Source organism: Rhodococcus sp. YL-1 (assembly GCF_001942025.1).
In the GTDB taxonomy this organism is placed as follows: domain Bacteria; phylum Actinomycetota; class Actinomycetes; order Mycobacteriales; family Mycobacteriaceae; genus Rhodococcus_F; species Rhodococcus_F qingshengii.
In genome coordinates this window covers 1,149,519-1,167,670 of sequence record NZ_CP017299.1, presented here as the reverse complement: position 1 = coordinate 1,167,670, position 18,152 = coordinate 1,149,519, and the positions used below count along the sequence as shown (strand labels likewise).

The following is an 18,152-nucleotide window of genomic DNA, read 5'->3' as shown; positions in this document are numbered from 1 at the left end:
GCCTCGCGAGTTCCCGTTCTTCCGCCGACGCAGCGGTGTCTTCGGTAGACACCGCCCCGTCGGCAGAGCCCCTGTCGAAGCGGTGGCTGTTCGGCGCCTCCGTCGTAGCGTTTCTTCTCACTTTTCTGCAATCGCCGGGTCTGATCACCGCTGACACCAAGTACGACCTGACGCAGAATCCGTTCGGTTTTCTCGAACGCGCCTCGCATCAGTGGAGTAGTCAGGCCCCGCTCGGCCAGGTTCAAAACCAGGCCTACGGATATTTCTTTCCGCACGGGCCGTTCTTCGCGCTCGGCGAGTTGGCGAACGTTCCGCCGTGGGTCACCCAGCGCATCTGGTGGGCGCTGCTTCTGATCGCAGGTTTCTGGGGCATCATCCGAGTTGCCGAGGCTCTCGGCATCGGCAGCCGTAGTTCGCGCGTGATCGCAGCGGTTGCCTTTGTTCTTTCTCCCCGCGTGCTGACCACGCTCGGTTCGATTTCCTCGGAAACCCTTCCGATGATGTTGGCGCCGTGGGTGTTGTTGCCGGTGGTTTTGGCCTTCGGCCCTGTGCGTGGAAAAGGAGTCCCTGGACTCCCTGACCACTCACGGGGGTTGAGGCGGTTGGCCGCACAATCCGCACTTGCCGTCGCACTCATGGGTTCGATCAACGCCGTCGCCACCGCCGCGGCCTGCCTGGTCGCGATCATCTGGTGGCTCTCGCACAAACCCAACCGAACATGGCTGACGTTCACCGCGTGGTGGGCGCTGTTCGTCGCTCTCGGCACCCTCTGGTGGATCGTGCCGCTACTTCTGCTCGGCAAGATCAGCCCACCGTTTCTCGACTACATCGAGTCCGCCGGTGTCACCACTCAGTGGGCATCGCTCGCCGAGATACTTCGCGGCACGGACAGTTGGACCCCGTTCGTCTCCCCCGAGCGCATTGCCGGCGCCGTCCTGGTCACCCAACCCGCAGCAGTCGTCGCCACCGGCCTGGTTGCCGCCGCCGGCCTCGCCGGGCTCTGCATGCGGTCCATGCCTGCTCGCGGCCGGCTGACGCTCATCCTGTTCGTCGGTATCACCGGCCTGGCCGCGGGTTACGTGGGTGAACTCAGCTCGCCGGTGTCGGAGTCGGTGCGCCTGTTCCTCGACTCGGCAGGCGCGCCGCTGCGCAACGTCCACAAGCTCGAGCCGTTGGTCCGTCTGCCGCTGGTGCTCGGACTCGCACACCTGCTGGCCAAAGTGCCACTGCCGGGATCGGTTCCACTCCCCCGATGGCGCCGCGCGTTCGCCCATCCCGAGCGCGAACCGATGGTCGCACTGACCAGCCTGATCCTCGTTGCCCTCACCCTCTCGACCGCCTTGGCCTGGACGGGAAAGCTCGCTCCCCGCGGTGCGTATCCGGACGTCCCCTCGTACTGGAACGAGGCGGCGCAGTGGCTCGAGGACAACACCTCCCCCGGATCGGAAGCCGAACGTGCCCTGGTCGTCCCGGGAGCGCCCTTCGGCAGCCAGGTGTGGGGTCTGACGCGTGACGAACCGCTTCAGGCGTTGGCGAGTACGCCGTGGGCAGTACGTGACTCGGTCCCGCTGACCCCTCCCGGCGCCATCCGAGCGCTCGATTCGGTGCAACGTCTCATCGCCGACGGACGTCCGTCGGACGGCCTCGCACAGACCTTGCTGGGGCAGGGCATCCACTACCTGGTGATGCGCAACGACCTCGACGGCGAAACGTCGCGCTCGGCCAGACCGATACTCGTGCACCAGGCGGTCGAAGGCTCGCCGGGGATCAAGCGAGTCGCCCACTTCGGTGAAGACGACAGCCCCGAACCGATCGAAGGGCTGGTCGCGGACAGCGATCTGCGGCCCGGTTACCCAGCCATCGAGATCTTCGAGGTCACCCCGCCCGACGGCACCCCGGCGGTCAGCGGCCCGTACTCCGTCGACCTGAACCAGGTTCCGCGTGTACAAGGTGGGCCGGAATCGTCTGTGCGACTTCACGAAAGCGGGCTGGTTCCGGGGACCGGGCCGATGATTCTTGCCGCCGACGCCGAAGCTGCGGGACTGCCCGTCGATTCTGTCACCGTCACCGACACACCGCGCGATCGAGAAACCGATTTCGGTCAGGTCGACAACCACAGTTCCGCCCTGCGCACCCCTGACGACGCTCGTCGTACCTACAATCTGGTGCCCGACTACCCGGTTGCGAACACGCCTCTCGTGGAAGGCCGTTGGAGCGGAGCTTCGATCACCGTCTCCAGCGCCGCCTCGGATGCCACCCAGCTGGGCGGCACTTCACCGTCGAGCAGTCCCGCGTCGACGGTCGACGGCGATCCCGCCACCGGCTGGTTCAGCAACGGCATCGAGCGCGCACTGGGCCAGTGGTTGCAGATCGACTTCGACACACCGATTTCCAGTGGGTTGCTTCATCTGACCACAAGTGCCGCGGCAATCGGAGCTCCCGTCAAATGGCTCGAGGTCTCGACACCGAACGGCAGCACGGCGGTGAAGGTGGAGCGTCCCGGTGAGCCCATCACCGTCTCGATTCCGGGTGGCAACACTCCTTGGGTACGCGTCACAGCGACTCACACCGAAAACGGATCGCCTGGAACACAGTTCGGCATCAGCGAACTCTCCGTCGAAGACTTCTCCGATCGCAGCGCGCCGAAGACCGTACCGATCCGTTTCGACACGGTCCTGCCGAGTACGCCGACGGGCGCATCTGTGAACGCGTGGAACCTGAGCCAGGAGTTCCCCGGTCGCAACGCCTGCGCCGACTCGACGGACCGCGTGCGGTGCAGCAATGCATTCATGGCGATACCCGAAGAGCCGAGCCGTTTCCAGCGCACGCTCACGGTGCCCGAAAACACAGTCGTTGCAACGACACTGACTGTCCGAGCGCGTCAGGGCAACGCCCTCGAAGATCTGCTTTCCGTCCCCGGCCGAATCACGGCTTCGGGTTCGAGCGACATCGGCGACACACGCGGATCTGCCTTCGCTGCCACCGACGGCGACGCACGCACCACGTGGTCGGCGCCGCAGAGCACCACCGAACCGGGCGGCCCGAAACCGACGCTGACTCTCAATCTTCCCGAGCCCACCCTGGTCACCGGCCTGGACATCACGCGGGGACTCGGCACCCTGCCGTCGCTGCCGACCAGCGTCGCGGTGAATCTCGGCAACGGGCCGCAGGTGCGAGAGCTGCCCGAACCCTCGGACGATACGCCTCGAACCAGTCGAATTACCCTCTCCCCCTTCGTCACCGACAAGATCGTCCTGAGCATCACCGATTGGGAACCGGTCCTCGATCAGACGGCGCTCGGCTTCGCCCAGGCGCAGCCCACCGGCCTCGCCGAGGTCGGCGTCATCGGTGCCGACGGAACCCCGATCGCCGGTTCGGGAGTGCAGGGCTCGGACTCATTCGACAACCGCACCGTCACCGTCACCTGTGGCGATGGCCCGACCATTTCGGTTGCCGGACAGCAATTCCCCACCTCGATCACGGCGACGGCGACGCAACTCCGGACCGGCGCACCCGTCGAGGCACGTGTGTGCGGTCTGGACGCTTCGGCGACTTTGCCGGCGGGACAGCCTGAAGTGGTCGTCGAACCAGGCCCCGCATTCTCGGTCGACAATCTCGACCTGACGGCGGTCGGTCCTTCAGCCGCGCAGCGGAATACACCGCTCGAATCGACCGCGTGGACGGCGAATCACCGCGAACTCACCGTCACGAACTCGTCCACCGATCAGCTGATCGTCAATCCCGAGAGCACCAGCATCGGTTGGATCGCCACGGCGCCGGACGGTTCCGAGCTGACGCCGGTGGTCGTGAACGGTTGGCAGCAGGGCTGGATCGTGCCGGCAGGCACCGCGGGAACCGTCACCATCGACTTCCCCAGCGACCGTTGGTACCGCCTCGGCATATTCGGCGGGCTCGTGTTGCTGATCCCGCTGCTGTTCGCGGCACTTGTCCCTACGCGCCGAGAGCCCAAGTCCCTCACACCACCCCGTCCGTGGCGCAGCGTCGCGGCAGGATGGGTGGGCGTGCTCGCGGCGGCCACCGTCATCGGCGGCGGAGTGGGAGCGGCGATCGCAGTTGTGTGCTCGATCCTCGGACTTGCCGCGCTGCGAATCTTCGGCCCCGCTCGGACCGCACGCATTCTCGTCGGCACCGCCGGCGTGGCCGCGATGATCGGCATCACGCTGCTCTCGACCGGACCGTGGCGAGCACCGGGCGGCTATGTGGGCGACTCGTTCGCGATTCAGTTCTCGATGTTGGTGGCCTTGGTCGTGACCGGGTTGGCCGCGTTGCCCTTTGCCGGTTCACCGATATGGCGGCGCTTCTCCCAGCGCGTCACCGCGACGCGCGCCGGTTCCTCCACCAAGGCGTAACTGGCCGAGGCCACAGCGACGCTCAGGACGACCGTCAGGGCCAGGACGTAGAAGAAGCTGCCCGAGAACGGAACTATGCCGAACACGGGGAACACAGCGTTCAGTACGGCCAGGTGCCAGATGAACAGGCCGTAGGACCAGCGTCCGATTGCCAGCGCCAGCGGGCTCGCCAGGAATCGATGCTGCGATTGATCGCGCAGAACCAGTGGAGCGATCAACGAGAAGCTGATGATCGCGCCGAGTGCAATCTTGATCGCGTACTGCCACGGCTCCGGCCGCACCAGACCTTCGGGCCCGGCCAGATCGGTGCACGAGAGAACGAAGGCCACAAACGCAACAAAAGTCAGGAGCACCCGCCGGTGCGCGAGGCGATGCATCCACGTCGACGGGCCCACGGCCAACTCGGCCAGCACCATGCCTGCGCCGAACCACGGCAGGTAGCCCGGCAGCCAGTTGTCGTGGTGAATGGCGTCCGGAGTCGGGATCGGAATGAAAGCCCACGTCAGCGCCAACACCGACACCCCGAGCAGAAGCGGTAGCCGGAACCGGGCCGAGTTTCCGCGTAGTCGCACCATCAGATACGCGAACAGCGGCAGCAGAACATAGAACGCCACCTCGACCGACAGGCTCCACATCTGCGTGAGGCCCTCGGTGAGTGTCAACGGCACGAAGACCTGCGCCAACCCGAGATTCGCCAACCACACTTGGTAGCCCCCGCCGGCACCGGGCAGGAACAGCAGGATCAGGACCACTGCCACCCAGTACGCCGGCAGAATGCGCGTCGCGCGGGAGATCCAGTACCGGACGGTCGACTGCGGCTGCCCGATTCCGCGAGCCTTTGCCGCGTGGGGGCGCCACAGGAGAAATCCGGACAAGGCAAAGAACACCGCTACGGCGAGATCGAGTCGACCGAACGCCCGCCCGATCGCGCCGGACTGCGCTTCACCGGTTTGGAACGCGACATGGGTGACGAGGACACCGAGCGCCGCCAATCCACGCATACCGTCCAAAGCCGGAACGAAGCCCCGAGCCTGTGGCGGGACCGTCTGAGGGGAATTCGTGGAACTGATCATCACGGATAAGTGTGCACCCCAGGCCGATTGAGGGAAACCACCAGGGACTCACAACAAAATGCCTGGCCAATTCATGCCCTCATGCGACAAACCGGGCCGGTGGACTGTTAGTGTTCTGCCACACATGGTGTCCATCGGGGGCCCCATGCGATCTGCGCAGCTCATATTGTGCCGGTTGGGGAACCTCGAAAGACTTAACGGGTTAGGAGTCACAGCATGGCGGAACGCTCAGGGCCGAGCCGGATACTTCCTTGCATTCTGGTGGGCCTCGGTGCCTTCCTTTTGGCCATCGCCATCCTCATTCCTACCTACACGGTAGGCAAGCTGGAGAAGACGCCACTCGACCTCGAGGTGACCACTGTCGCCACAGGCACCGGTAGCGTCCTCAACTCGGCGGCCCTCCTCGGCGGAAAGGCACAGGTCGACACCAACGTGCCGATCGTCGCTCAGCGCTACGTCACCACGCAGGACCCGTCCGACGCCGACATCATCACCGTCGAAGCCGGCCAGACCGTCCGTCGTACCGACAAGCAGGGTGACACCGGACTGCTGACCGCAACCCTGGACCGCGTCACGCTCGATCGCGTCAGCTCGATGCCGACCAACGATCCGGTCGGAACCGTCCAGACGTCCAGCGACCAGCCCGCCGAAGAAGTTTCCCGCGACGGTCTGCAGTACAAGTTCCCGTTCAACACGGAACAGAAGAGCTACCCCTACTTCGACCTGAACGCTCGCGCCACGAAGGACATCGACTTCGTCGAAGAGACCGAGATCAACGGTCTGAAGGTGTACCACTTCCAGCAGACGATCGATCCCGTCGACCTGTCGAAGGTCGTCAACTCCCCCACCAACAAGCTGAGCCTGCCCGCCGACACCTGGGGCGTTCCCGGTGGCGCTACTCCGATCACGATGACGCGTTGGTACACCAACGTCCGTGACCTGTGGGTCGAGCCCAAGACCGGCGTCGTCGTCAAGGGCCAGGAGCAGTTGCACCAGTACTACGGACGCAACAAGGACTCGGTCGACGTCGAGGTTCTCAAGGTCACGCTGCCCTTCGACGAAGCAACCATCGAGTACCAGGTCCAGCAGGCACGTGACGGCATGGACAAGCTCTCGCTGTTCGGCCGCACAGTCCCGATCGTGGCAGGTGTCCTCGGTGTCATCGCGCTGATCGCCGGTATCTTCCTCGGCATTCGCGGCGGCAAGGGCGGAACTCCGGCCCGCGCTGCACACGGCGGAACGAACCAGAATCCCAGCGGCCAGGGCTCGCCCGAGCCGGCTCCGGGTGAGCACGACTGGACCTCGGACGACACTCAGGTGATTCCGCGTCCGGATCTGCGCAAGGACTGATTCAGACAGTAAGCAGAGCGCCCCTTCCACACGGAAGGGGCGCTCTGCTGCGTTTCGGGGCTTTGTTGCCGGATCGGCGTACGGATTGGCGCAACGGGTCGTTCCCTCCGCGTGGTTGCGGGCTTAGCGTTTTCTGGAAGTCCAGACCACCCCGAACACGAGGAGCCACATGCCCGCATCAACAGTTCTGGGTTCGCACATCTGTGTCAGCGATCTGACGCGACGGAGATTTGTTGTCGGCACGGCTGCATTCTCCGGGCTGTTCGCCGCCGGTTGCGCGAGGTCCGCCGGTACCGAGGGCGATTCGGCCGGGATGCGCACGGTCACGACCTCGCTCGGAACCTACGACATTCCGGTGACACCGAAACGCGTCGTCGCCATCGACTCCAGACTCGACCTCGAACCAGCCGTTGCGATCGGCCTGCCGGTCATCGCGTACAGCTTCGACGCCGCCGAGCCGTGGGTTCCGGCCGATCCCACGGCACAGGTGTTCGAGGCACCGGTCAACGTCGAGGCAATTCTCGCGCTGGAACCGGACCTGATCATCTGCACCGACATCGGTGAGGCCTCCGACATGTGGCCGCTACAGCAGTTGAGCCAGACAGCGCCTGTGCTTCCGATGGACTTCACGCGTCCGTGGCGCGAGAACATCGATCAGCTGGCGAGTTGGCTGAATCGCACCGAGAACCCCGACGTCCGTCAGGTCATCGGAGCGTACGAGGACAAGGCAGCCGGATTGAAGGAACGTCACGCCCCGAGCTTGGCGAGCAAGCAGATCGTGCTGCTGAACTACGTGAATCAGAAGGTCAACGGCGTCAACCGCAAGGGCATCTCCACGCAGGTGGCCGAAGACCTCGGCGTCCAGCTCCAGTGGCCGGTCGAGGGACAGAAGGAGATCTCTACCGAAAACCTGGTGACTTCCCTCGACTCGGCTGACGGAATGATCGTCACCACCGCGCCCGGCGTGGATCCCGTCAGCGACGACCGCGCGATGTGGAACCGTATCCGCGCAGTACAAGGCGACAACGTCGTCTACACGGGCGGGAACATCAACTACGGATCCGTCTACACCGCGATGCGTACGCTCGACTACTTCGACGATTTGTTCACGCGTCTGGAGAACTGACGCCGGTGTGAGGTGCCGGCCGGGCGCGGTCGGCACTTCGCACTGCGGCGACGGACACCGCCAACGCCGTCGTCGACGCAACCACCACGGCGACGCCGATCAACTCTCCCGGCGTCTTCGCCCACACCAGCATCACCGTCGCCTCCACGGCCAGTCCTGCCCACGCCAGAACGGCCACTCGTGTGCGTTCTGACGCGATTGCGGACAGCAAAGCACCCTGGAGTACCGCCAGCGCTGCACCGTGCAGAGCGAAGGCCCACAGCATCGGAGCCACGGCGGCGTACGCGTCGCCCACGAGCATCGGCACCAGCGGGCCGGCAACCGCGGCCCCCAGAACCAGGACGGCGCCGATACCGACGAGCACCGCCAACGCCGAGCGAACCGCCTGCGCCGAGTGCGCCGGGTTCGCCATCTTCGGGTACAGCACGACGCCCACTGCCTGTGGCAGCCAGAACGCCACCTTCGTCCCGACGGCGCCGAGTGCGTAGACACCGGCGTCGTATTCGCTGAGAACGACACGGACGATCAGCAGGTCCAGCGAAGACAACGCGATCAGCGCGAGCTGAACCTGAGACGCCGCGAGCACGGAGACGACGCCGATACGCACCGGACGGTCCGCGCTCACCGAGACGGTTCGGTCGACCACTCGAACTATCGCCACCAGCAACGCAGTTCCGGCCGCGCCCGCGACCAATGCCGCGCCTGCTCCGCCGCCGAAAGCCAGAACGATCACTGCCGGAAGGACTTTCATCACCCCGGCCCCTGCCAGTACGGCGCTGAGAGTGCCGAATCGACCGTGTCCCTGCAACAACCCCTGCTCCGTGGCCAGCAGAACCAACATGGGCGCAGTCACCAATGCCGAGAACGACGCCACGATTCCGGTGTCGAGCAGCCACGCCATCGCCGGAGTGAGCGCCACCGCGAGGACGGCGACGATCGCGGTGCATCGATACCCCAACGACCGCAACGCATCTGTGCTCTTGCCACGCACCGCCTCGCGGGCGACCACCGTCTGCAACGCCAAAGCCGGAACCGCAAGTACCAACTGGGCGGCAAGCAGACTCGCGAACTCGCCGTAGCCGACCGGCCCCAACCATCGGCTGGCCAACCATGCCAACAGGTACGACGCGACATTGGCCGTCATCGATCCCACCAAAACCATGCCGACCCCGGCCGCGGCGGCGCGATCGAGTGGTTGGCGAGGCATGGCAGTAATGATGCACCACGTATCGTGCGCGTCATGACAGTGCAAGCCGGATACCGCCGTTACCTGCCTGCGGCGTACAGCCTGGCGCTGGCACTGTTGATCCTCGGACCGCTGCTCGGCCCCGGCTACCTCCTGCTGCGCGACGCCGTCAGCACGCCGCGCTCGTACCTGACCGACTCCGCCCTCGGACTCACCGACGCCGCGGCCCGCGCCGTTCCCCAGGATGCGCTGATCGCAGCGTTGAGCACCGTGATCGACGGCGGACTGGTGGCCAAGTTCATCCTGCTCGTGGCGCTCTGGCTCGCCGGTTGGGGTGCGGCGCGCATGGTCGCCGTCCTGCTGCCGACGGCCGGTGTCGGTCCACAACTCGTCGCGTCGACGGTGATGCTCTGGAACCCCTACGTGGCCGAGCGCCTGTTGCAAGGACATTGGAGCCTGCTGACCGGATATGCCGCACTGCCGTGGATCGTGTGTGCCGGAATCGGAGTTCGCCGAGCCACGCCCGGGTCCTGGTGGGCGTCGGCCGCGTCACTGGCATTCGCGGGCCTGACATCTACCGGCGCTCTGCTCGCTCTGACGGCCGCGCTGGTGGTGGTAGCCACCCCAGGAGGCCGAACCTCGGCCATGCGGCGTGTCTGCGGCACTATCGGGCTGTTCCTCGTCGCCGCCTCGCCGTGGTTGGTCGCCACCTTCGTATCCGGAGCAGCAGGCGACGGTTCCGATCCGGCGGGAGTTGCCGCCTTTGCCGCCCGAGCAGAACCGGGACTCGCGACGCTGGGCAGCCTCGCCGGTCTCGGCGGTATCTGGAACTCGGCAGCGATACCGTCCACTCGCACAACACTCTTCGCATTGATCGGAACACTTCTTCTGCTAGTCGTGGTGTTCTCCGGTGTGCCCGCTCTGTGGCGACGACGCCGAAACCCCGTTGTCAGCGGACTCGGCGCGCTGGCCCTGTTTGCGGTGCTGGCTCCGACCCTGGGCGCCACCCCGTGGGGACTCGACGTCGGCCGATGGTCGGTCGAGATGTTCACCGGCGCCGGTCTGCTGCGTGACGCGCAGAAGTGGGTCGCGCTGGCCGTACCGTTCTACGCACTCGCTGCCGCCGCCGCGGTGATGTGGGCAGGCAATCGGTTCTCCCTTCCCCGCCCGGCATTCTCGATCGCCGCCGTCGTGGTGACGATCGTGGCGCTGCCGGATCTGGTGTGGGGCGTCGGCGGCGCGTTGAAGCCCGTGCACTATCCCGGGTCATGGACCGTGGTGGCCGAGCAATTGCGAGACGAAACCGGTGACGTTGCAGTGCTTCCCGCCGGAATGTTCCGTGCCTTCCCCTACAGCGGCGATGCGCCGGTGCTCGACCCCGCACCACGCTTCCTGCCTCTCGATGTTCTGCAGACCGGCCAACTGGTGGTTGCCGGTGGCGCTGTCGGCGGCGAGGGTACCCGGGCCACCCAGGTCGAGGACCTACTGCTGGCCGGCGGAAGTCCCACGCAGTTGGCCGATCTGGGGGTCGGATGGGTACTGATCGAGCGCGGGACACCGGGCCAAATCGGCAACGCGGCAACCACGCTCGACGGATTGGAGCAGGTCTTCGCCGACGACGATCTCGAGCTCTACCGAGTACCGGGAGACGTTGCCACACAGGAAGCCTCGACCGGCGCCCGAACTGCCGTCATAGTCGCGCATCTCGCGTGGGTACTGATGGGCGTGATCGCGCTGATCTCAGTCGGACTGAACCAGAACCGAATTCGACTCGCGCGGCGCGGCCAGTCCTGAGACCCACCGACCGTCCTTGTGTGCAGTCAGCACCTCGAGGACTCCGGTGCCGGTCTGTTCCCAGGAGAACTCGCCGGACCACACGCGAGCTTTCTCGCCGAGCACCGTGCGGAGTTCGTGGTCGCGGAGCAGGGTGCCGGCAGCCTGCGTCAGATCAGCGATGTCACCGTCGCCGGCATGCTCGCCACCGACGAGAAGCCCCGTCACTCCGTCGACGATCGAATCGGTCAGGCCTTTGGAACTGCGGTAGCCGATCGTCGGAACACCGTGCTGCGCAGCCTCGATGACTGCAAGACCCCATCCTTCTTTTCGCGAAGGCATGAGATGAATCCACGACTGCGCCAGTAGTTCATGTTTACGAGCCTCGTCGACGTGACCGTAGAACGAGACGGCGTCACCGATCCCCAACTCGGCGGCACGATCACGCAGGTTCTGCTCCCACCAACCACCACCGATGACGTCGAGATGGATGCCAGGAAGCGTCGGCCGCAGCGCCGCAACCGCTTCGAGTGCGTCCTCGATCTGCTTGTGCGGCACCAGCCGTGAGAGAACCGAAATGGTGGGACGCTCGGCCCTGGTGATGGATCCGCCCGCGTCGACGCCGACGGGAAGCCGATCGGCACCGTTGCGCACCACGGCAATTCGTTCGCGCTCGACACCGAGATCCACCAATTCTTCCGCCGAGGGAAGCGACACCGTCAGGTACTGACTACGCCGATGGGTGCGCGGTGACAATCGCGATTCGACCCACCAGCCGATCCGACCGACGAGCTTGCCTGCCACCGGCCACTGTTCACGATGGCAGTGATGGACGAGAAGCGTGACCGGTGCGCCCGCCACGGTCTTCGAGAAGAAGGGGATGCCGTTCTGGGTGTCGATCACCGCGTCGGGTCGAATGCCCTTCAGCGATCCGAAACCCAGACGCCCAGCGGCAATGGCAGCCAGAGCGCGGGGATACACGCTGAAGCGTCCACCTGCTCGGCTGATGGTGATGCCGTCGCGAACCTCCGACGCGGGCGCCCCGGGATACGACGCCGTCCGCAGCGTCACCTTGATACCGCGCTCGGCCAACTGGGATCCGACCTGCTCGAGGTAACGCTCGCTTCCACCGCCCTGGGGATGCCCGGTATCGCGCCAGCAGAGCAACAGAACCTCGCGCACGTGCGTTACTCCCTGAGTTGGTCGGTGGCCACCCCGGTTCGGGCGATCCTGCGGGATGCCCCGCCTGACCGGCCGGTAACCCTGCCGAACACCCTAACTGTTCGAGCGTCCGTATTGCCGCGCTCCTGACGGTGTTCGTGGACCGGGTGCCCCAGTGGCTAAAGTTGCTACCCGTGACCAAGCCCGCAGTGACCCGCATTTTCGGCCGACGGGCAACTCTGAAACGCTCGTTCGGCCTGCTCAGCGACTTCCGCCACGAGCAGTCCGCGCCCGACATCTTCTACGGCGCGCTCGCGCGCGACTCCGTCGAATTGATCTCGGACCTGCACGAAGGTCACACCGGGCGATCCCTCGACGGTCTCACCGTCCTCGACGTGGGCGGCGGTCCGGGCTATTTCGCGGAGGTCTTCCAGGCCGCAGGTGCCCGCTACATTCCCGTCGAACCCGATCCGTCGGAGATGCACGCAGCGGGTCTGACGGTGGGCGGAGCGGTGCGTGGATCCGGTTTGGCACTGCCGTTCCTGGACTCGTCCGTGGACATCTGCTTCTCTTCCAACGTGGCCGAACACGTCAGTGAGCCGTGGTTGATGGCCGAGGAAATGCTGCGCGTGACCAAGCCCGGCGGCTTGATGGTTCTCTCGTACACCCTGTGGTGGGGTCCGTTCGGCGGCCACGAAACCGGACCGTGGCACGCGCTGGGGGGCGAGTACGCAGCCAAGCGGTACCTACGCAAGACCGGACGCGAACCGAAGAACAGATTCGGGGTCTCGTTGTTCAAAGTCGGCGCCACGGACGGCTTACGCTGGGCCCGTGGAACCAGCCAGGGCACATTGCTCGCCGCGATCCCGCGCTACCACCCGTCGTGGGCGTGGTGGATGGTCCGAGTCCCCGGTCTGCGGGAGTTCCTGGTGAGCAACCTCGTCGTGGTTCTCGAAAAGCGATAGCGACATGCGCCTCGCAGTCGACATCGGTGGTACCAAGATGGCTGCCGGGGTCGTGTCCGAGGACGGCCGCGTTCCCGTGTTCGACAGCGTTCCGACGCCGCAGACCGACCCGTGGGGATCCTGTGCGGCGCTGCTCGAACGAGTCGCAGACGGCCGAGAGGTCGACGGTGTCGGCATCGCGTGCGCCGGGCCGGTGGACACCGTCGCCGGCGTCGTCGCTCCCATCAACATCACCGAGTGGGCACAGGGATTCGAGCTCGTAGCGGGCGTCCGCAGCGTCTTTCCCGATGCCGGAACCGCCCTCGCAATGGACGGAGCCGCAGCGGCATTGGCGGAGTTCCACCACGGCGCCGGACGCGGAACCCCGAACCTCCTGAGCCTGGTCGTCTCGACGGGAATCGGCGGAGGAATCGTTCTCGGCGGTGAGATTGCTCGGGGTCGCACGGGGAACGCCGGTCACATCGGCCACTTCGTCGTTCCAGGATCTGCCGAACCGTGCAGCTGCGGGGGCGTCGGCTGCCTCGAGACGGTGGCAAGTGGACCGTCCGCGGTGCGATGGGCTCGTAGCCAGGGCTGGTCGGGGAACACCGGCCGTGAACTAGCCGAGGGTGCACGCAGCGGCGACGCGATCGCCGTGGACGCGCTTCACCGCGCAGGGACGGCGCTCGGTGGTGCCATCGCCTCGGCGGCTGCCCTCCTGGACGTGGACCTCGTGGTGATCGGCGGCGGTTTCGCGCAGTCGGGTGCACCGCTGTGGGAACCGATGCTCGACGCGGCTGCCCGACATGCCCGTTTGTCGTTCATCGCCGGGCTCCGGATCGTTCCCGCCGAGCTGGGTGGCGCCGGAACTCTGACCGGTGCGGGCTTGCTCGCGCTTACCGCCGTTATCTGACACGCGTTCTTCCCCGATAAATCCGCAGGGAGTCCCACTAAACGGGTGCCACCTGTTCCCAATTTCTGTAACGTGTTTTAGTGTTCTGACTCACACCGTTACGGGCATTGCACGTGACGCCTACGGGAAGGAGGTGACCGTGAGCCCAGACGCTTCCTCATCTGACGTTGCCTCGACTGCTTCTTCGACCGATGAAACCGAGCATCACGCCCAGGTCGCCCGACCAAGCGATTCCCTCCGCGACACCGAAGACCTCCGTGAGCGCCTGGAACGGTGGATGGCCGGCAAGGTGCCGAGCGGATCCACTGTGACCGTCGCCGACGTCACCTTGCCCGCAGCCAACGGCATGTCCAGCGAAACCATCCTCTTCGACGCCACCTGGGACGGCGAACATCATCCCTTGGTCGCTCGGGTGGCACCGACGGAATCGACCATGCCGGTCTTTCCTGCCTACGACCTCGAATCCCAGTTCCGCACCATGGCTCAGGTGCGCGAGCACTCGGCGGTGCCCGTACCCGCGGTGTACTGGTCGGAATCCGACCCGGACGCGTTGGGTGCGCCGTTCTTCGTGATGGAACGCATCTCCGGCGACGTGCCACCGGACGTCATGCCGTACAACTTCGGATCGTGGGTCACCGAAGCGTCTCCCGAGCAGCGAAAGACCCTGCAGCGCAGCTCGGTCGACGTCCTGGCTCAGTTGCATGCCATCGACAAACCTGGTGAGCGTTTCGACTTCCTCCGACTCCCGAATTCGGGAACGACTGCACGAGAAGCATTCACGGCGCACATCGCCGAGCAGCGCGCGTACTACGAGTGGGTGGTCTCCGACGGGATCAGATCACCGCTCATCGAACGTGCCCTCGACTGGATCGAGGAGAACAATCCCGCGGACGATTCGCCGGCCGTGCTCTGTTGGGGCGACTCGCGCATCGGCAACGTCATGTACCAGGACTTCGCGCCGGTAGCCGTACTGGACTGGGAAATGGCAACTCTCGGCCCGCGGGAGATGGATCTGGGCTGGATGGCATTCCTGCACAGGTTCTTCGAGGACATCGCCGGTCTGGCGAACCTACCCGGCCTTCCCGACTTCCTTCGACTGCCGGATCTCGCGCAGACCTACGCCGAGATCACCGGCCACACCCCACACGATCTGGAGTTCTACGTTACGTACGCTGCACTTCGCCAGGCGGTGATCATGTGGCGAATCCAGGCCCGTGCCATAGCTTTCGGCCAGTCACAGCGACCCGAAGACCCCGACGACATGATCATGCATCGCGCTTCGCTGGCCGCCATGCTGGACGGTACCTACTGGGAGAGGTTGGCCTGACATGCTCTCACCGATGGACGACTACCCCGTTCACCAGATCGCCGAACCGATCCGTCACGTAGCCACCTCGGATCGAAACTTCTACGACCGCTACTACTTCAACTGCTACCCCACGGAATCCCCCGACGTGTTCCTCATCGTCGGACTCGGCCAGTACCCCAACCTCGGCGTCATGGACGCCTTCGCGGTACTGCGCCGCGGTGACGACCACATCGTTGCTCGTATGTCGAAGGCTCTGGGCGCCGACCGCACCGACACCACCGTCGGACCTTTGCGCATCGAAGTGCTCGAAGGACTGCAGAAGCTCCGCGTCGTCCTCGAACCAGGCAGCGAATACGATCTCTCCTTCGACATCACCTTCGACGCCACCATCCCGGCGGCGCTCGAGCCCAAGCACTTTCGCCGTCAACTCGAACGAGTCACGTTCGACACCTCACGCTTCCTGCAGACCGGAACCTGGACCGGATCGCTCACCGTCGACGGGGAGGAGTTCGCGATCGACCCGAAGACGTGGCGGGGGAACCGCGACCGCTCGTGGGGTGTGCGTCCGGTCGGTGAAGCCGAACCGCAAGGCAGACGCGCCGTCGACGGAATCCAGAACTTCTTCTGGATCTACGCGGTCATGCAGTTCGACGAGTTCACGATCTCGGTGATCATGCAGGAAGACGAGCAGGGCAGGCGCATCGTCGAAGAAGCCATGCGAGTGTGGCCGGACGAAGCCAGGGACAACGAATGGCTCGGCCGGCCCGAACACGAGCTGACGTTCTGCCCCGACACCCGCGACGTCACCGGGGCGAGAGTCACCTTTCACCGGCCGGGTGGTGAAGTCCTGACCGTCACCTGCGAACTGTTGCTGGCCAACTACATCGGAATCGGCACCGGCTACGGGCTCGAACAGGACTGGCGTCACGGAATGTGGCAGGGCGAACTCGTCGTACAAGGGCTCCGCCACAAGGTCCACGAGATCGAACCGTTCCAACGCATGTTCTCCCCCGTCGACAATCTCGCGTCCTTCACTCTCGCTGAGGGCACGAACACCAACACCGGCACCGGTCTTTTCGAGGTAGCCGCCATCGGACCGCACGAGAAATACGGATTCACCAGTTTCACCGACACCGCACAGGCAGACGACGCGTATGCCCTCGCGGCGACCGACAACACCGAGGAATGAATTGATGACTGACTACGACAAGCTCCACATCGGTGGAGCATGGGTGGCCCCGGCCACCGACCAGGTACTCGAAGTGTTCTCTCCCGCAACGGAGGAGCGCGTCGGCAGCTGTCCCATCGCAGCACCGGCAGACATCGACGCGGCCGTGTCCGCAGCCCGCGCGGCGTTCGAGGGACCGTGGTCACGCACCACCCCCGCCGAGCGCGGCGCGATCCTCGCCAAGGCCGCCAAGCTGATCGAAGAGCGCAGCGCGGAGATCAACCAGCTCATCTCCAACGAGATGGGCCAGCCGCCCGCCATGGTCGGCATGATGCAGCAGACCCCGTCGATGGCGACGCTGGGCTACTACGCCGAGCTGGCCGACAAGTTCGCGTGGGAAGAGAAGCGCACCGGCGCATTCGGGCAGACCAAGGTGACCCGTGAGCCCGTCGGCGTCGTCGCCGCCGTGCTGGCCTGGAACGTCCCGCTGTTCCTGGCGATCAACAAGCTGGCCCCCGCACTGCTCGCCGGCTGCACCGTACTGCTCAAGCCCGCACCCGAATCCCCTCTCTCCGTCCACGTGATCGCCGAGATCTTCACCGAGGCAGGTGTTCCCGAAGGCGTCATCTCCGTGCTCCCCGGCGGAGCCGAGACCGGCGAATATCTGGTCTCTCATGCGGGCATCGACAAGATCACGTTCACCGGATCCAGCGCCGTCGGCCGCAAGATCGGTGCCATCGCCGCGCAGAACCTCAAGCGCTGCTCCCTCGAACTGGGTGGCAAGTCCGCCGCGATCATCCTCGAGGACGCCGACATCGCCGCCGGAATGCCGATGCTCGTCATGTCCGGCCTGATGAACACCGGTCAGGCCTGTGTCGCTCAGACCCGAATCCTCGCTCCCCGTTCGCGTTACGACGAGGTCATCGAGGGAATGAAGACCGCCGCAGGCTTCATGACCGTCGGCGATCCGTCCGATCCCGCAGCACAACTCGGCCCGCTGATCTCCGAGAAGCAGCGCGAGCGCGTCGAGGGTTACATCGCCAAGGGTAAGGAAGAAGGCGCGCGCGTCGTACTCGGTGGTGGACGTCCCGCCGGCCTGGACAAGGGCTGGTACGTCGAGCCGACGATCTTCGCCGACGTGGACAACTCGATGACCATCGCACGCGAGGAGATCTTCGGACCCGTTCTCTCGGTGATCCCGTACGACTCCGAGGACGAGGCCATCAAGATCGCCAACGATTCGGATTACGGCCTCGCCGGATCGGTGTGGACCACCGACATCGATCACGGACTCGAAGTTGCTGCGCAGATCCGCACGGGTACCTACGCGATCAACTGGTACGCCTTCGATCCCGGATCGCCGTTCGGTGGTTACAAGAACTCCGGTATCGGGCGCGAGAACGGACCTGAGGGCCTCGAAGCCTTCTGCGAGACCAAGTCCGTACTCATGCCGCCCGGCTACGTGGGCTGACCCACCCGGGAGTTGGCACCCTTTGCTGACAGTTGGCACCCGTTCCGACCTGCCGGAACGGGTGCCAGCCCCATGAAATGGGTGCCAACTCCCAGCGAATCCACAGATCCACCCGGTACCGTCGAAAACGAATCAGTCATCTCACAAAGGACATTCATATGCTCACCAACGCCATCAACGCTTTCCTCGCACTCTGGGGCAGCGCCTCCGTCGGCAGCAGTGGATACCAGATCCCGCCGGGAACCCTTCCCTTCGGTTCCTGAGACAGGACAACAGAACCCGCTGAGCGCACTTCGCGCCCAGCGGGT

General features: G+C 65.3%; 11 protein-coding genes and 1 pseudogene. 9 read left to right on the top strand and 3 right to left on the bottom strand.

Annotation, left to right across the window (positions count from 1 at the left end; genetic code table 11):
• Positions 1 to 35 precede the first annotated feature (35 nt).
• Positions 36 to 4,370, top strand: coding sequence for an alpha-(1->3)-arabinofuranosyltransferase (locus BH682_RS37180; protein WP_075832349.1), 4,335 nt, complete (start codon positions 36 to 38; stop codon positions 4,368 to 4,370).
• Between the two features lie 23 nt (positions 4,371 to 4,393).
• Here the strand turns inward: BH682_RS37180 and BH682_RS05375 are convergent.
• Positions 4,394 to 5,443: pseudogene (locus tag BH682_RS05375) on the bottom strand (acyltransferase family protein); the annotation flags it as partial.
• Positions 5,444 to 5,659: 216 nt separating this feature from the next.
• Between BH682_RS05375 and BH682_RS05370 the strand changes: the two are divergent.
• Entirely contained in the window at positions 5,660 to 6,793 is a 1,134-nt protein-coding gene (locus tag BH682_RS05370) for a DUF3068 domain-containing protein (protein ID WP_007734539.1), read from the top strand.
• A gap of 169 nt (positions 6,794 to 6,962) precedes the next feature.
• On the top strand, positions 6,963 to 7,919 hold the full coding sequence (locus BH682_RS05365) for an ABC transporter substrate-binding protein (RefSeq protein WP_075832344.1): 957 nt from the start codon (positions 6,963 to 6,965) through the stop codon (positions 7,917 to 7,919).
• Here the strand turns inward: BH682_RS05365 and BH682_RS05360 are convergent.
• Positions 7,900 to 9,126 (bottom strand): lipopolysaccharide biosynthesis protein, encoded by a 1,227-nt coding sequence (locus tag BH682_RS05360; protein WP_075832342.1) that lies wholly within the window; start codon positions 9,124 to 9,126, stop codon positions 7,900 to 7,902. The genes BH682_RS05365 and BH682_RS05360 overlap by 20 nt on opposite strands.
• 33 nt (positions 9,127 to 9,159) lie before the next feature.
• Here BH682_RS05360 and BH682_RS05355 point away from each other — a divergent pair, with 33 nt between their 5' ends.
• Positions 9,160 to 10,899 (top strand): hypothetical protein, encoded by a 1,740-nt coding sequence (locus BH682_RS05355; protein WP_075832340.1) that lies wholly within the window; start codon positions 9,160 to 9,162, stop codon positions 10,897 to 10,899.
• Here the strand turns inward: BH682_RS05355 and BH682_RS05350 are convergent.
• Positions 10,846 to 12,060, bottom strand: coding sequence for a glycosyltransferase family 4 protein (locus BH682_RS05350; RefSeq protein ID WP_075832338.1), 1,215 nt, complete (start codon positions 12,058 to 12,060; stop codon positions 10,846 to 10,848). The genes BH682_RS05355 and BH682_RS05350 overlap by 54 nt on opposite strands.
• A 173-nt stretch (positions 12,061 to 12,233) precedes the next feature.
• On the opposite strand from BH682_RS05350, the gene BH682_RS05345 reads away from it, so the two are divergent.
• The 5 genes from BH682_RS05345 to BH682_RS05325 all read left to right on the top strand — a co-directional run bounded on the left by BH682_RS05345 (position 12,234) and on the right by BH682_RS05325 (position 17,844).
• On the top strand, positions 12,234 to 13,004 hold the full coding sequence (locus tag BH682_RS05345; protein ID WP_003945692.1) for a class I SAM-dependent methyltransferase: 771 nt from the start codon (positions 12,234 to 12,236) through the stop codon (positions 13,002 to 13,004).
• 4 nt (positions 13,005 to 13,008) lie between these two features.
• Complete coding sequence (locus tag BH682_RS05340; RefSeq protein ID WP_075832336.1) at positions 13,009 to 13,896, top strand: ROK family protein; 888 nt, start codon at positions 13,009 to 13,011, stop codon at positions 13,894 to 13,896.
• Between the two features lie 139 nt (positions 13,897 to 14,035).
• The gene (locus tag BH682_RS05335; RefSeq protein WP_007734522.1) at positions 14,036 to 15,223 is read left to right on the top strand and encodes a phosphotransferase family protein; all 1,188 of its coding nucleotides are present in this window, start codon (positions 14,036 to 14,038) and stop codon (positions 15,221 to 15,223) included.
• A gap of 1 nt (position 15,224) precedes the next feature.
• Entirely contained in the window at positions 15,225 to 16,394 is a 1,170-nt protein-coding gene (locus tag BH682_RS05330) for a hypothetical protein (RefSeq protein WP_064688526.1), read from the top strand.
• Between the two features lie 4 nt (positions 16,395 to 16,398).
• Positions 16,399 to 17,844 carry an aldehyde dehydrogenase gene (locus BH682_RS05325; RefSeq protein ID WP_075832334.1) on the top strand — a complete coding sequence of 482 codons (1,446 nt, stop codon included), beginning with the start codon at positions 16,399 to 16,401 and terminating at the stop codon, positions 17,842 to 17,844.
• Positions 17,845 to 18,152: the final 308 nt, after the last annotated feature.

Coding starts and splice junctions, on each gene's coding strand:
- BH682_RS05370 (WP_007734539.1), top strand. CDS start 5,660: ATGGCGGAACGCTCAGGGCCGAGCCGGATACTTCCTTGCATTCTGGTG.
- BH682_RS05365 (WP_075832344.1), top strand. CDS start 6,963: ATGCCCGCATCAACAGTTCTGGGTTCGCACATCTGTGTCAGCGATCTG.
- BH682_RS05360 (WP_075832342.1), bottom strand. CDS start 9,126: ATGCCTCGCCAACCACTCGATCGCGCCGCCGCGGCCGGGGTCGGCATG.
- BH682_RS05355 (WP_075832340.1), top strand. CDS start 9,160: ATGACAGTGCAAGCCGGATACCGCCGTTACCTGCCTGCGGCGTACAGC.
- BH682_RS05340 (WP_075832336.1), top strand. CDS start 13,009: ATGCGCCTCGCAGTCGACATCGGTGGTACCAAGATGGCTGCCGGGGTC.
- BH682_RS05330 (WP_064688526.1), top strand. CDS start 15,225: ATGCTCTCACCGATGGACGACTACCCCGTTCACCAGATCGCCGAACCG.
- BH682_RS05325 (WP_075832334.1), top strand. CDS start 16,399: ATGACTGACTACGACAAGCTCCACATCGGTGGAGCATGGGTGGCCCCG.